At 61.0% G+C, this 13804-nt stretch carries 12 protein-coding genes; 7 read left to right on the forward strand and 5 right to left on the reverse strand.

Annotated features, from left to right (window positions below):
* Positions 1-13: 13 nt before the first annotated feature.
* From GB927_RS25110 to GB927_RS25140, 7 genes are all read left to right on the forward strand, one after another.
* A complete protein-coding gene (locus GB927_RS25110) occupies positions 14-1603 on the forward strand; it encodes a sugar ABC transporter ATP-binding protein (protein WP_256119980.1) in 1590 nt (529 codons plus the stop codon).
* Entirely contained in the window at positions 1600-2562 is a 963-nt protein-coding gene (locus GB927_RS25115) for an ABC transporter permease (RefSeq protein WP_256119981.1), read from the forward strand. Before GB927_RS25110 ends, GB927_RS25115 begins: the two co-directional genes overlap by 4 nt.
* Entirely contained in the window at positions 2555-3466 is a 912-nt protein-coding gene (locus tag GB927_RS25120; protein WP_256119982.1) for a tetratricopeptide repeat protein, read from the forward strand. The genes GB927_RS25115 and GB927_RS25120 overlap by 8 nt, the downstream gene beginning before the upstream one ends.
* Positions 3467-3468: 2 nt before the next feature.
* Positions 3469-4464, forward strand: coding sequence for an ABC transporter permease (locus GB927_RS25125; protein WP_256119983.1), 996 nt, complete (start codon positions 3469-3471; stop codon positions 4462-4464).
* A gap of 36 nt (positions 4465-4500) precedes the next feature.
* Complete coding sequence (locus GB927_RS25130; RefSeq protein ID WP_256119984.1) at positions 4501-5964, forward strand: aldehyde dehydrogenase family protein; 1464 nt, start codon at positions 4501-4503, stop codon at positions 5962-5964.
* A 28-nt stretch (positions 5965-5992) separates the two neighbouring features.
* Positions 5993-7003: a Gfo/Idh/MocA family protein gene (locus GB927_RS25135; protein WP_256119985.1), complete on the forward strand. Its 1011-nt coding sequence runs from the start codon at positions 5993-5995 to the stop codon at positions 7001-7003.
* An 84-nt stretch (positions 7004-7087) separates the two neighbouring features.
* Positions 7088-7333: a hypothetical protein gene (locus GB927_RS25140; protein ID WP_256119986.1), complete on the forward strand. Its 246-nt coding sequence runs from the start codon at positions 7088-7090 to the stop codon at positions 7331-7333.
* 216 nt (positions 7334-7549) lie between these two features.
* Here GB927_RS25140 and GB927_RS25145 read toward each other — a convergent pair whose 3' ends face one another.
* The 5 genes from GB927_RS25145 to GB927_RS25165 all read right to left on the reverse strand — a co-directional run bounded on the left by GB927_RS25145 (position 7550) and on the right by GB927_RS25165 (position 13696).
* Positions 7550-7999 (reverse strand): hypothetical protein, encoded by a 450-nt coding sequence (locus GB927_RS25145; protein WP_256119987.1) that lies wholly within the window; start codon positions 7997-7999, stop codon positions 7550-7552.
* Between the two features lie 786 nt (positions 8000-8785).
* Positions 8786-10084 carry a molybdopterin molybdotransferase MoeA gene (locus GB927_RS25150; RefSeq protein ID WP_094542219.1) on the reverse strand — a complete coding sequence of 433 codons (1299 nt, stop codon included), beginning with the start codon at positions 10082-10084 and terminating at the stop codon, positions 8786-8788.
* Between the two features lie 77 nt (positions 10085-10161).
* Complete coding sequence (locus GB927_RS25155) at positions 10162-10545, reverse strand: c-type cytochrome (RefSeq protein ID WP_094542220.1); 384 nt, start codon at positions 10543-10545, stop codon at positions 10162-10164.
* A gap of 91 nt (positions 10546-10636) precedes the next feature.
* A complete protein-coding gene (locus GB927_RS25160) occupies positions 10637-13174 on the reverse strand; it encodes an arsenate reductase (azurin) large subunit (protein WP_094542221.1) in 2538 nt (845 codons plus the stop codon).
* Between the two features lie 12 nt (positions 13175-13186).
* Complete coding sequence (locus GB927_RS25165; RefSeq protein ID WP_094542222.1) at positions 13187-13696, reverse strand: arsenate reductase (azurin) small subunit; 510 nt, start codon at positions 13694-13696, stop codon at positions 13187-13189.
* Positions 13697-13804 lie beyond the last annotated feature (108 nt).

Here is a 13804-nt window from a genome sequence, read left to right on the forward strand (position 1 = left end):
AGGTGAATTGTTGATGGTAAACAGAACCAACGGTCAGAGCACGCATCTGAAGGCCGTCCCGAAGGGCGAGCCTGCCGTGCTTTTGACGATGGCCGGCATTTCGAAATCCTATCCGGGTGTGAAGGCGCTGTCGGATGTCGGCTTGCAGGTCCGGGCCGGCGAAATCCTGTCGCTGGTGGGCGAAAACGGGGCCGGCAAATCCACCATGATGAAAATCCTGGCGGGCGCGGTGAAACCGGATGCGGGCACGATCTCTATCGACGGTAAGCCGGTCGAGCTCAGTGACACCTCGGTTGCCCATCGCATGGGTATCAGCACGATCTACCAGGAACTGATGCTCGTCCCCCATCTCAGCGTGGTCGAGAACCTCTTTCTCGGCAATCTGGTCCGCAACCGCTGGGGCTTGCTCGACTGGAAGGACATGTGCGCACGCGCTGTCGAGATCATGCGTGACCTCGGCTATCCGGGCTCGATCGATGTGGCGATCCGCGACCTGAGCGTTGCAGAGCAGCAGTTGGTGGAGATCGGCAAGGCTATAACCCGGCCCTGCCGCCTGCTGATCATGGACGAGCCGACCGCGCCTCTCAATCGCGAGGAGGTCGAGCACTTCTTCAAGATCGTCCGCAAGCTTCAGAAGGCGGGCACCTCCATCATCTTCATCACCCACCACCTCAACGAAATCTTCGAAGTCTGCGATCGCGTTGTCGTGCTGCGCGACGGCCAGATGGTCGGCGAGTCCGACGTTGCACACCTTTCCGAGTCCCAGCTCGTCGAAATGATGCTCGGCCGCAAGCTCAGCCTCGAAAAGCGCGAGTGGGATCGGGGCGTGGCGCCGGATGCCGACGTCGTGCTCGAGGTCGATGGCCTGTCGACCGAGGAACTCCTGAAGAACGTCTCCTTCAGGCTTCGCAAGGGCGAGGTCCTGGGCCTTGCCGGCCTCATGGGCTCCGGCCGCACGGAAATCCTGCGCAACATTTTCGGCGTCGACAAGCCAAGCGCGGGAACGATCCGTGCCGAGGGCAAGCGTGCAATGTTCTCCGGCCCGCGACAGGCGCTGGAGGGCGGTATCGGCCTTGGTCCCGAGGATCGCAAAAGCGATGGCCTCATCCTGTCGATGCCGATACGGCACAATGTGACGCTCTCGTCTCTGGCGCGCTATGCGGGGCCTCTTGCGCTACGGCGGGGCCGTGAAGTGGCTGCGGTCAAGGATCTCTGCCAGCGTCTCCAGGTCAAATACAGCTCGACCGAGGTGCCCGTCGGCAAACTCAGTGGCGGCAACCAGCAGAAGGTCATCCTGGCCCGGCTGCTCGATGCCAAGGTCGATATTTTCCTGCTCGACGAGCCGACCCGCGGCATCGATGTCGGCGCGAAGGGGGCGATCTTCGACCTGATCCGCCAGCTTGCGGCGAACGGTGCGAGCGTCATCATCGTCTCCTCGGTCATCGAGGAGCTGGTTCACGTTTGCGATCGCATCATCTGCCTCAATCTAGGCCGCGTGACCGGCGAGCAGGCGCGCGCCCAGTTCGACATGGCCGAGATTATGATCAATGTCATGGGTGGGCATTCAGAGGCTCCCCAGGCGCGCGTGGGAGATGCGCGATGAAGGAGCGTCTTTCCATAAACAGCAATCTCGTGGTTTTGGCCGTTCTGCTTGTCGTAGCAGGGCTTGCCTCGCCCTATTTCTGGACGATCGAGAACATCGTCAACCTGATCCGCGTCACCTCCCTCATCGGCATCATCGCCGTCGGGATGAACGTTGTCATCATTTCGGGCGGCATCGATCTTTCGGTGGGCTCTGTCGTGGCACTCGTCGGCACGCTCGCCGCCTCGCTCGCGACGGCAGGCTATCCGCTCGGTATCGTCGTGCTCGTGCCCATCGCTGCCGCGCTCGTTGCCGGCCTCGTCAACGGATCCCTCGTCGCGCTGCTAGGCTTCCAGCCCTTCGTCGCGACATTGGTGACGATGACCGTCTTTCGCGGTTCGGGCCTGGTCTACAGTGCCGGCCAGCCGATCTATGCGGATTATCCGGCCTTCATCGCGTTCCTCGCGCGCGGCACATTCGGCGGCGTTCCAGCACCGGCCGTCCTGTTCTTCGCGATCGTTCTCGTCACCTGGTACGTGATGCGCTTTCGCGCCATCGGGCGCATGATCTACATGGTCGGTGCCAACGAGAAGGCGGCCTACTACGGTGGCGTGTCGGTATGGCGGGTAAAGCTTTTCACCTATGTCTATTGTGCCGCACTCGCCGGTATTGCTGGCCTTATCCTCACCGCGCGCATGGGGTCGGGCGAGCCCGGGCAGGCCGGTGTTCTCTATGAGCTTGACGCGATCGCAGCCGTGGTGATCGGCGGTACGGCCCTTCAGGGCGGCCGGGGCTCGGTCTGGGGCGCGCTTGTCGGCGCGCTGGTCATCGGCGTCATGTCCAATCTCTTCAACCTGCTGGGCGTGGCGCCGGAGTGGCAGAATGTCTCCAAGGGCGCGGTCATCCTCGCCGCCGTCATCATGGCCGGTGCCGGCCCCTTCATCGGCGCGATCTTTGCCAGGAGGGCATCCAATGGCTAGTCCATATGTCACCGCACCCGTGCAGGACACTGCCCTCCGGCGATGGATGGCACCGCTTTTCCTCGTGCTGTTCCTCTTTGCTGCCATGAACGGCGGCGCCTACCTCCTCGCGCCCACGCTTTTCCAGGCGGACCAGGCGCGTGGACCCTATACGCTCGCCAACAATTACGAACTGACCCGCGTCTACAGCCGCTCGCTCGAAGGCTACCAGCAGATCGTGCAGCAGTTTCCGGAAAGTGGCTATTACGATGCAGCGCGCATCGGCATCGCCAATTCGCTGATGGGCCTCGGCCGCCGCGAGGAAGCCATCGCACAGTACCAGCAACTGCTGACGACCCTCAGCGCGGGCGAAACTCTCAAGGCCAATCGCCTCGCCGTGCTGTCCAAGCTCGCTTCAGCACTCGAAGAAGCCGGCGACGTGGCGCAGTTCCCCGATGTGTACGCGCTTCTTGCGGCAGAATATCCCGATAGTTCCGCGACGGCGGACGCCAAACGATATGCGGACACCATCGCGGCGGCCACGGCAAATGCAACCGACTCACAATCGGCCGGCGGATCCGATCTCATCGCGATCGACATCGCGCCCGCAGTGGTCGGGAAACCCTTTACGATGTCGGTGCGCGTCGATCCCAAGGCGGTGCCCGCCGGCACCTTCTCCATCGCGCTCAACAGCAGCTTCGTGTCGGCCTTCGACATCGTGTCGGTGAAGCCTGCCACAGGTGGCACCAGCGACTATTGGGGCAAGCGCTTCTTCCAGTTTTCCATGGCCGGCGAGCCGCTTGAGGTGGTGTTCACGCTCAAGGCAAAGGCTGCAGGCAAGCAGCTTCTCGATATCGATCTGGAGAGCAATTTCACGCTGATCGAACTCAACACGACCATGTCGGTAGACGTGGCGGGGCAATGACCATGGCAAATATGCGCGCATTCATCTCCAGCCAGCCGATCATCCTGGTGCTCATTGCCCTCGTTGCCGTGTTCACAATCGTTGCCGATGGCTTTGCCGATGCCGCCAATATCAGCAATGTGCTGCGCCAGACATCGATGCTCGGCATCGTCGCGATCGGCATGAGCATCGTCGTCCTGACCGGCGGCATCGACCTTTCGGTCGGTGCGGTGGTGGCGCTGGCAACGGTTCTCGTCGCCGGCATCGCCAACACCCATCCGCCGATCCTGGGCATCAATCTCGCGCTGTTCGCCGGGGCGGCGGTCGGCTTCATCAACGGCATCCTGATCGCCGGCCTTCACCTTCAGCCGATCATCGTGACGGTTTCGACAATGGCGATCGTGCGGGGCCTGGCCATGTGGCTGTCGGATTCACGTCCGATTTTTGGCACACTGCCAAAAGAGTTCTTTCAGCTTGCCGAAGGCCTGATCGCCGGCATTCCGGTGCCGGTCATCATTTTCGCCGTCCTCGCTGTCGCGACGATGCTTTTCCTGGGAAATACCCGGACCGGGCGTGCCATCTACCAGATCGGTGGCAACGAGGAGGCGGCGGTGCTCAGCGGCATCAAGGTCGGCGCGACCAAGGTGATTGCTTACACGCTCTGCGGCACGTTTGCGGCCGTTGCGGGCATCATCCTGACCGCCCGCATGCAATCGGGCGATGCGGTCCGCACTGGCATGGGCTGGGAGCTGGACGCCATCGCCGCCGTTGCGGTCGGCGGCATCTCGCTGATGGGCGGCCGCGGCCATCTCGTCGGCGCCATCTGTGGCGTGCTGATCATCGGCTTCCTCGCCAATGCCTTCAACCTCATGGGCATCAACCCCTATTGGCAGCGCATCGTGATCGGCCTCGTGCTGGCCGTGGCGGTGGTTGCCTATAACGAGCGTATCCACGCGTTCCTGCTCTCCCGGCGGCGCGCGCAACAGCCGGCCCGTGGCGTGCCGGCGCCCGCCGAATGATCCTATCGAATTCTTGAAACCATACAGGTGTTTGCAATGTCTCATCGTCAATACGGACTCTGGATCAACGGCGCGGTCGAGCGGCCCGCGGAAAACCGGACCTATGACCGATACTCTCCGGCGACGGGTGAACCGGTCGCAAGCGTTTGCCTCGCCACGCCGGAGGATGTCGGCCGGGCTGTCGCGTCCGCCAAGGCGGCGTTCAAGTCGGGTGTCTGGTCGAAAATGCCGGCGATCGAGCGCGGCAAGATCATCCAGCGTTTCGCCGATCTGGTCATGGCCGAACTCGATCACCTCAGCGTCATCGAGGCAGACGAGGCGGGCAAGACCATGGCAGCCGCCCGCGGCGAGATTGAATGGTCGGTGGAACTCGCACGCTTTGCCGCGACGCTGGCCTGGAACATCCCGGGCAGGGTGGTCAACCATGAGGGCGCCGAGAAGCTCGGCCTCGTGACCTATGAAGCGCTGCCGGTCGTCGGCATGATCCTTCCCTGGAACTTCCCGACGGTCACGCTTTTCCAGAAGCTGCCCTATGCGCTGGTTGCCGGCTGCTCGGTGGTGATCAAGCCCTCGACCTTCACGCCGGGCACGACGCTGGAATATGCCCGCCTCGCCAAGGAGGCCGGAATTCCTGACGGCGTGATTTCCGTCCTGCCGGGCAATGGCGACGAAGTCGGCCGCACGCTTTGCCTCCATCCCGATATCGACATGATCTCCTTCACGGGCTCGACCAATGTCGGCAAGGAGATAGCCGGGCTCTGCGGGCAGACGCTCAAGAAGGTGGCGCTCGAACTCGGTGGCAAGGGCGCCAACATCGTCTTCGCCGACGCCGATCTCGACGCGGCCGTGGATGGCGCGCTCGCCGCCTTCACGATCAACCAGGGAGAGGAATGCTGCGCCGGCGCCCGCCTTCTCGTCGAGAAGTCGATTGCCGGCGATTTCGTCGAGCGCCTTGCCATCAAAGCGCGCGCCTTGAAGCTCGGTACGTCGAAGGATGCCGATGCCGATCTCGGCCCCATGATCCACGAACAGCACCACGCCAAGGTGCTCTCCTACATCGAAACATCGAAACGGGAAGGTGCGACACTTGTAACGGGCGGCGGCCGGCCCGCGGACCCGAGGCTCGATGCGGGATATTTCGTCGAGCCGACGATCTTCACCGGCATTACGCCCGAGATGACCATCTTCAACGAAGAGGTTTTCGGTCCCGTTCTCGGGGTTACGACCTTCGAAAATGAGGCGGAGGCGATCGCACTCGCCAATGCCACACCCTATGGCCTGGCCAATGGGGTCTGGACGAAGGATCTCGATCGCGCCATGCATGTGTCCGCCGCGCTCGAAAGCGGCTTCGTCTATGTCAATTGTTATCTCGAAACCGTGCCCCAGCTGCCTTTCGGCGGCGCCAAGGCGAGCGGGCTGGGACGCGAGAACGGCACGGAGGGCCTCTTGGAGTTCATGCAGACCAAGTCGACCTTCATGCGCCTGCGCGCCGCGCGCTGAGCACCATCTGACCTCAAGGACATTATCAATGAAGCCAGTTCGTTTTGGTATTCTCTCGACCGCAAAGATCGCACGGGATTGGGTTATCCCCGCCATGAAGGCGGTGGACGAATGCGAGGTCGTCGCGATTTCCTCGCGTGACCCGGAGCGCGCGGCCTCCGTCGCGTCCACACTCGACATCCCGCACCACTATGCATCGCTCAGCGAGATGCTGCGCGACGATGCCGTCGAGGCCGTCTACATTCCCACGCCCAACAACTGCCATGTCGATGAGGCCATCGAAGCGCTGGAGGCCGGCCGGCATGTGCTCTGCGAAAAACCGCTCGGGCTCCATGCAAAAGAGGCTGAACGTCTCCAGGCCGCCCAGCTGGCCACCGGCCTCCAGGTCTCGGAGGCCTTTATGGTGCGCTACCACCCCCGCTGGCTTGCCGCACGCGACATCATCCGCAGTGGCAGGCTCGGCCGCGTCACGCAGATTCACGCCACCTACAGCGTCATGAACGACAATCCGGAAGATATTCGCTTTCGACCGGAACTGGGCGGCGGCGCGCTCGGCGATGTCGGGATCTATCCGGTCACGGCCGCACGCTTTCTCTTCGAAGACGAGCCATTCGCCGCCACCGCGACCTTCGAGCGGCAGTCCCCCGATGGCGTCGACATCGCCGTCGCCGGCATGCTGGAATTTCCGGGGCACCGCAATCTCCTCTTTTCGGGCGCGCTGCTCCAGGCCTGGTCGCACTGGATCATGGTGACGGGCACCGAAGGATGGATGGAGTTGCCGGTGTCCGTCTGGCCGTCCGCACAGCAGGAAACCGTCATCCGCCTGCGCGGCCGCGACGATCTCTATGACCAGAATGTGGAGACGATCCGTTTTCCGCCCGCCAACCAATATGAACATGAAGTGCGCACCTTCGCGCGGGCCGTGCGCGGCGAAATCGAACAGCCTTGGCCGATTTCGAACGCCGTGTCCGGAATGCGAGCGCTCGACGCGATAAAGCAGTCGGCAGCCATGGGCGCGCGAATCCGCATCGGTGGCTAGCTGAACACAATCACGGACAGTTTCACAATCCTGCGGATGTCGTAGTTGAACGGGAATAGGATATGGCGTTCCTGAAGAAGCCCCTTGGCGGATCGATTGCTGGCATTGCAGGGGATGCCAGAAATTTACACATCCAGCGCCTTCTTGCTCCGCGCCCGCATTCCGATCACTGGCTTCAAGGCGATCTGTATCAAGCCTGCCATAGGTGCCCTGCATGCAGGTACGAAACACATCTACTGCCCCTACTGCAGGAACTGGCTGTATAGCCTGCCGAAAGATGCCCACAACTACGTTAACGTGCATCAGACAATGGTCAACGATATCGAATGATTTTCTCCGTTCGCGGATGTGCCTGCCGCAGTGAAGGTGAGTTGGGCCTGCACGCCGGCCATACACAGTTTCGGGGGGTCCCCGGCTCAGATCGTTCAAAAATTTCGTTGAAGAGTGCCGGTCTCGATAAGACCACGCGCAGCCATGCCGCCGTGGGTGCAGGCGTCTGCTGTACCTACGACGATACATGCACACCCGCCCGAGTTTTTCAGCCTGTCAGGACTTGTCTTGCGGAAGCCGGTTGGCGTCCCAGTAGGGTGGCAAGCGTGGGAGCCGCTCGGGTAACTTCCCTGCTTGTGTTGCGCGGTACGGGCTCAGCGTTATGGCGATTACCGCCGGCGGCAGGTCGCTCGCTGCAAGGCGCACTTCGAATTCTTCATTCGCCGGCGTGCTGCGGAGAATTGTCCGCTCGGAAATCTCGGCTAGAACACAGGCGATATCCCTGAAATCCAACGCGGTCAACGACGGGTTCGGGCCATCAAAGCGGCCTTCACTGGCGAGAATCTTAGTGGCCAACGCCGCCAAATCGTCCGTTATGGGCGGTCCAAGAGAACGTGCTTGTTGAATATCGGTCTGATTTGACCCATTTTTACATGCGGCGCTGCCCGAGTAACGCGGCACAAGGGCTTCTGTGAAAACGCAGTTTTCTGGGTGAACGCGGGTCAAGGTGAAACAAAAAATCGGGTTAATTTCAGATAATAATCAATAGATAGTAGCACAGATCGTGAAGACCTCCAGTAACTCCCCCGCGAGCGACGAACCAATATTCGTCCGGCAGGGTGAAATACCTATTGAGTCGAAGTAAAGCACTTTGCAGATGTCACCAAGCGCGCCGCTGTACCTCTTGTATTGGTAGAGGTTCCAGCAGCGATCTGCAGATCCCAGCTCACCAAGCCGCACTACGATATCGCGTCCTTTGTCGCCGGCGCCGCCGCGCTGCTGAATCTCGCTAACCCTGGGAACTTTCTGAGCGAGATATCCATCGGCGCACTCAAGGACAAAGCGTTCAAACTCTTCAGGGCTGACCGTACACAGTCGGCCGAGTGGATCCACGGGTAGGCCGAGCCAAACACCAAGGAGGCGTGCGTTCGCATTCGGCAACTAGGAAGGCTTATCAATGGGTTTGAGATTTGGCTTAATGCGGATCCGACAGCAGAATGTTCAGCCGTAGGTAGCGATGTAGTGCGATTCTCCTGCACCACAAGCCAGTGGTTTCGCGGCAGCGGAAACAAGCCCGCTCCAGCGGCTACCAGCTCCTCTTTCGACACAGATCACGGCGTCGACCGGGTCGCCGATGGGTCTAGAAGCCTTGATTTGCCACCCTTGGAGGCTCACATCTTCCTCTGAAGATTTCAAACAGATACTGTTTGCGACTACCGGGTCGACAGTTCACATCCCTTCAAGAGCAGCGAATCTGACGCTTCGAGTGGCGTGATGAGATTTTTTAAGAGATTACCCGATGGCAAATGGCTCGAAACGCAAGGGCATGCCCCGTTCTAGGGTTACGAGCTCCGGTGGCAGGATTGCCAGACCGTCGGCATGGGCCATGGGCAACAGGCTTCCCGACGATCCGCGGCCCAGCATTGCAAGCAGGGGAGTGCCAGAAGCGTCGCGACTCTGAAGGCGGACGGCGACGAATTCCGTTCGGCCCTCCTTCTTGCGCAACCCAAAGTCGGAGATCGCCGGCATCCAGACGGGATCCAAACGCTCGATCCCGGCCACAGCCCTGATCGCCGGCAGCGCAATCTTGTCAAGTGTCACGGCGGCGGCCATGGGATTCCCAGGAAGCCCGATAAAGAGCGCCGACCCCAGCGTGCCGAAGGAAACCGGCTTACCCGGCCGCATGGCGACATCAAGCACGCCGAGCGACCCGCCGCTGCGTGTTAGCGCGTCCCGCACATGATCCTCGCCACCCTTGGACATCCCGCCTGACGTCACGACGATATCGTGCTCCGTAGCAGCGCTGTGAATGATATCGGTGGTCGCCTCAATCGTGTCCGGCGTCGCCCCGAGATCGCGGACTTCAAGCCAGGGATGCGACAGCATGGAGGCGAGAAGGTAGCGGTTGGAATTGTAGATCTGGCCAGCTGCCAGGTGCTCACCCGGCTCTTTCAGTTCAGAGCCTGTTGTGATGAACCCGAGTCGGATCTTTCGAACGATGGAAATCCGAGACAAGCCTGCGGCCGCGAGCAGCGCAATCCGGTGTGCTGTCAGAACCGTCCCGGCCTTGAACAGCAGAGAGTTTTGGTCGACGTCTTCGCCCGCCCTGCGGATGTTCTCGCCTGGGCGGGGCCGGTAGGCGGTGGTGAACTCGCGATCGTGCCGCGAGCATTTTTCACGGATGATCACGGCGTCGAAACCGGCCGGGATCATCGCGCCGGTGAAGATTTCCACGGCCTCAGCACTTTCGAAACTGCGGCTGCTGGCCTGATCTCCGGCTGCCACTCTGTCTGCGACCAGAAAGGTCCAGGGACCACTGCCGGAAAAATCTGCCGAGCGGACCGCAAACCCATCCATCGCCGAATGATCAAAGCGCGGCAAGGCACAGGGCGAGCGGATGTCGGCGGCCACAACTCTTCCCGCAGCAGAGAACAGTTCTAGATTTTCGCTGGCGGTCACGGGCCGACAGAGGCTGATGGCGCGGCTCACCGCATCGGCAACCGACAGCATGGGGCGAGCAGCGTAGGCTTGCCCGCAGTCGAGCGCAGCGCGGTCGAACAACGCGGCGCGGTCCGTTAGAATAAAATTCATTGAGGCCTCCCAGCAAAGATCACGGGCACAGCTGTGGAGATCGCGACCTCTTTTTCCGAGGTCGCGACACCAGAGCTTCACTGGGTGCTGAATGTCTTCAGATAGGCGATGAGGTCGGCCACATCCTCAGGCTTCTTCAGGCCGGCGAAGGCCATCTTGGTTCCCTTGATATAGGCCTTGGGATTGGCGAGATATTCGGTTAGGTGAGCCTCGTCCCAGGTCCAGCCTTCTTCGGCCTTCGCCTTGAAGGCGGGCGAATAGTTGAAGCCCTCGACGCCTGCGACCTTGCGGCCGATGATGCCATTCAGTTCAGGACCGACCTTGTTGGCCGCACCCTCGCCGACAGCATGGCAGGCGGTGCACTTCTTGAAAACGACCGCGCCTTTTTCCGCTTCGCCCTCGGCCATGGCCGGGGATGTTGCAATCAGACACAATGAGACTATCGAAAACAGTTTCCGCATTTGAATTGTCCATATGTTTTGAAGGAGTGGGCGGCGCTAGTGGCCGCCCACGTCTGGAGGGAAGAGTGGCAGGGGCCACTCGCTGGTGTCCTCAAGCCGACTGGTATTCCTTCGACTTGAAGGTCAGGTGAGCCACGTTCCGCGGAGCATCCGAAATCTTGCGGATATCGCCCCAGGTCTGCTTGTAGTTCGGGATGACCAGCTCGTTCGTCCCGGCACTGGTCACATTGCCCTGTACGCCGGTCGGGAAACCGAACAGCATAAAGGTTTCTCCGCGACGGGCTGTCGGTGTCGGATAGGCCATGGCCTGGGTCGCGCCGGCATCATTGTAAATTTCGACGAGATCGCCCTCCTTGAGCCCCGCTTCCGCCATGTCGGCCGGGTTCATCTCGATGAACGGATAGGGGAAACGATCCATGACGAAGTCGTTTTCCTGGTCGAGATAGGCGGATTGCCAGACGACATTGGCGCGTCCGTTGTTGATCAGGTACTTGTAATTGTCCTTCTGCTGCTGCTTGCCCGGTGCCTGCAGTCCGCGCCACGGCGCATCCATAAAGCGCGCCTTCCCGTCATCGGTCGAGAACACGCCATCGGTATAGAGCCGCTGCGTGCCCTCGATCTTGGCGTCTGCAAAACGGGTGGCCGGCTCCTGGAAGCCGTTGGTGCCCATGGCGCTCAAGCGCTCATAGGTGACGAACTCGCCGCCATGGGCGTGTCTGTTGTAGCCGTCCATGAAGGCGTCTTCTTCTGTCCGCCAGTCGAAGCCCTTGAACTGGCCGGCATAGGTGGTGTCACCCATCTCGGTCAGTACGCGTTCCATGGTGTTGGCAAGCCGCGCGGCAATCAGGCAGTCCGGCATGGATTGACCGGGCGGGTCCATGTAGCGCTCGGTCAGCCGCATACGCCGCTCACCGTTCATCGAGGTGAGGTTCATCTCGCCTGACGTGGCCGCCGGCAGGATGACATGACAGGCTTCGCCGATCTTGGTCGGAATGATATCCACGTTGACGGCGAACAGACCACCCTGGTTGATGGCGCCGACGATGGCATCCACCATGGCCTCGCGGTCGCCATAGGGCGCAGCGCTCATGGCGTCCTTCACCATGTCCGTGCGCTTCTTGTAGACCCGCTTGAACTCATGCGCGTTCAGCGTGGTCTTGTAGTGGTCGCAGCCCCAGATGTGATGGACGCCGCCCTGACCGCCGATCAGCAGCTGATCGACATAGGCCGCCGGCCGACCGACATGGGCGTCGGAGGGGCGCACGTAACCTTCCTGGTGCCCGCCGAGGCGAACGACGCCGCCGCCGGGACGGCCGATATTACCGGTGGCGAGTGCCAGGTTCACCAGCGCGCCGTTGGTGCGGTAATTGTCGTTGCCCCAGATCAGGCCTTTCTCGTAGCCGAACATGACGCGTCGACGCTTGCCGCCTTCCTTCGGCATGGCAATCCATTCGGCGGCTTTGATGATCTGGGCTTGGTCCAGCCCCGTGATTTTTGCGGCTTCCTCCATGGATATGCGGCATCCTTCGACGGCATCCTCGAAGTTGGACAAATGTCCAGGCTTGCTGTCCGATCCGCCTCGCGCGGGATAAAGCGGCGGCCGTGCTACACTTTCCCGCAAGGTCGATTTGTCGATGAATTCGCGGTCAACCCAGCCTTTGTCGGCGATGTATGTAAACAGGGCATTGAATAGAGCCAGGTCGCTGCCGGATTTGATCGCGAGATGCAGGACGTTGTCCTTGCCAGCCGTTTCCTCGCTCGCATTGACGGTCACCGTGCGGCGCGGATCGACAATGATAATGCGGCCCGCTTCATGCGGCTCGTCCGGCATGATCTGCTTTTTCTTCTCGAGACTTTCGCCGCGCAGGTTCGGGATCCAGTGATTGAGGAAATAGTTTGTCTGGGTCTCCAGTGCATTGGTGCCGACCGCGACGATCGTGTCGGCCAGTTCGGCATCCTCGTAGCAGTTGTTCAACTCGCCGACGCCCATATCGCGGGTACCGTGGACTTCCGAGTTATAGGCCGGGCGGTTGTGGATACGGATGTTCTTGACCTTCATGGCCTCGAAATAGAGCTTGCCCGTGCCCCAGGTGTTTTCGTAGCCGCCTCCGGCGCCGCCATGATCGAAGGCCGAAACGATCAGAGCGTCCTCACCCTTCTCCTTGATGATCTTCGCCGTCACGCGGGCAACAAGATCGAGCGCATCGTCCCAGCTCGTCGGCTGCATTTGTCCGTAGCGCCAGACGAGGGGATCCGTCAGGCGCTGTTGCTGGGTGTTGCGAGCTTCGGAAAAGCTCGTTTCGGCCATTCTGGCTCCGCGAACGGAACCGAGGCCGGAGTTCACCACGCATTCGTGGTCCGGCTTGATGACGACATGAACGTCGCGGCCATCCTGCTTTACGACATTGTACATGGACGGCGAATACCAGGCATCGGTTTCCGCCTGCTGTTGCTCGGACAGATCGACGCCGAAGACGTTGTTCTGCGGATCCGTGCCGCCCTGTTTGTTGATCGGCCAGGTATAGGCGTGATAGCCGCAGCCGACTATGCAGAAGTGGCAGGTGACATTGTGCTTCTTGGCGTCCGCGGGAATGATCGGCAGACGGTCAATGTGACGTTTGAAGGCCATGATCTTCTTCCCTTATAGAACGTTGGACAGACGGCCGTAGATGAGCTCATCGACGCCTTCGGCAAAGATGTCGCCATTGTCGGCGATGCGGAGCACGTATTGCGGCAGGTTCTGCGTCGCTTGGCCCCAGACCTGCTGGCCCCCCTTTTCAGGATCGAACACCGAGAAATGGCCGGGACAGTTGAATGTCTTGTTGTCGGCGGAATAGCTCAGCGGAAAGCCCTTGTGGGGACAGATGGTAGAAAAGCCGACGATGTCGCCATCGGGACCGACCCCGCCTTCAACGCGCGTCCCGAGTTTGAGAAGAACGCCCGAGGCATCTTCATCGGGATAGGCAACGTCGAAAGGTTCGTTCAGCTTGAGGTCCGAGATGTTGGCGAGACGATTGGCGGGATAGTCCACGCCGGCCGCAGCGGTAGCGGCTCTTGCCTGTGGCGCGCCGACGCCCGTGACGACCACACTAGCGCCCGCGGCGGCCAATGCCCCTCCGCGCAGGAACTGGCGTCGACCGATATCGACCATGTTTCGACAGCGTGACATGCGATCCTCCTCCATTGAATGTCGAAGGGAGCGTTGCAATAGCTGTGCCAACAAGTAGAGGGCTGATTTAGCGCGCCTTTTTCGCGTATC

The sequence above is a fragment of the Shinella lacus genome (assembly GCF_010994755.1).
GTDB lineage: Bacteria > Pseudomonadota > Alphaproteobacteria > Rhizobiales > Rhizobiaceae > Shinella > Shinella lacus.

Excerpts from the sequence above, each read along its gene's own strand:
- GB927_RS25110 (WP_256119980.1), top strand. The coding sequence starts at position 14 with ATGGTAAACAGAACCAACGGTCAGAGCACGCATCTGAAGGCCGTCCCG.
- GB927_RS25115 (WP_256119981.1), top strand. The coding sequence starts at position 1,600 with ATGAAGGAGCGTCTTTCCATAAACAGCAATCTCGTGGTTTTGGCCGTT.
- GB927_RS25120 (WP_256119982.1), top strand. The coding sequence starts at position 2,555 with ATGGCTAGTCCATATGTCACCGCACCCGTGCAGGACACTGCCCTCCGG.
- GB927_RS25125 (WP_256119983.1), top strand. The coding sequence starts at position 3,469 with ATGGCAAATATGCGCGCATTCATCTCCAGCCAGCCGATCATCCTGGTG.
- GB927_RS25130 (WP_256119984.1), top strand. The coding sequence starts at position 4,501 with ATGTCTCATCGTCAATACGGACTCTGGATCAACGGCGCGGTCGAGCGG.
- GB927_RS25135 (WP_256119985.1), top strand. The coding sequence starts at position 5,993 with ATGAAGCCAGTTCGTTTTGGTATTCTCTCGACCGCAAAGATCGCACGG.
- GB927_RS25150 (WP_094542219.1), bottom strand. The coding sequence starts at position 10,084 with ATGAATTTTATTCTAACGGACCGCGCCGCGTTGTTCGACCGCGCTGCG.
- GB927_RS25155 (WP_094542220.1), bottom strand. The coding sequence starts at position 10,545 with ATGCGGAAACTGTTTTCGATAGTCTCATTGTGTCTGATTGCAACATCC.
- GB927_RS25160 (WP_094542221.1), bottom strand. The coding sequence starts at position 13,174 with ATGGCCTTCAAACGTCACATTGACCGTCTGCCGATCATTCCCGCGGAC.
- GB927_RS25165 (WP_094542222.1), bottom strand. The coding sequence starts at position 13,696 with ATGGTCGATATCGGTCGACGCCAGTTCCTGCGCGGAGGGGCATTGGCC.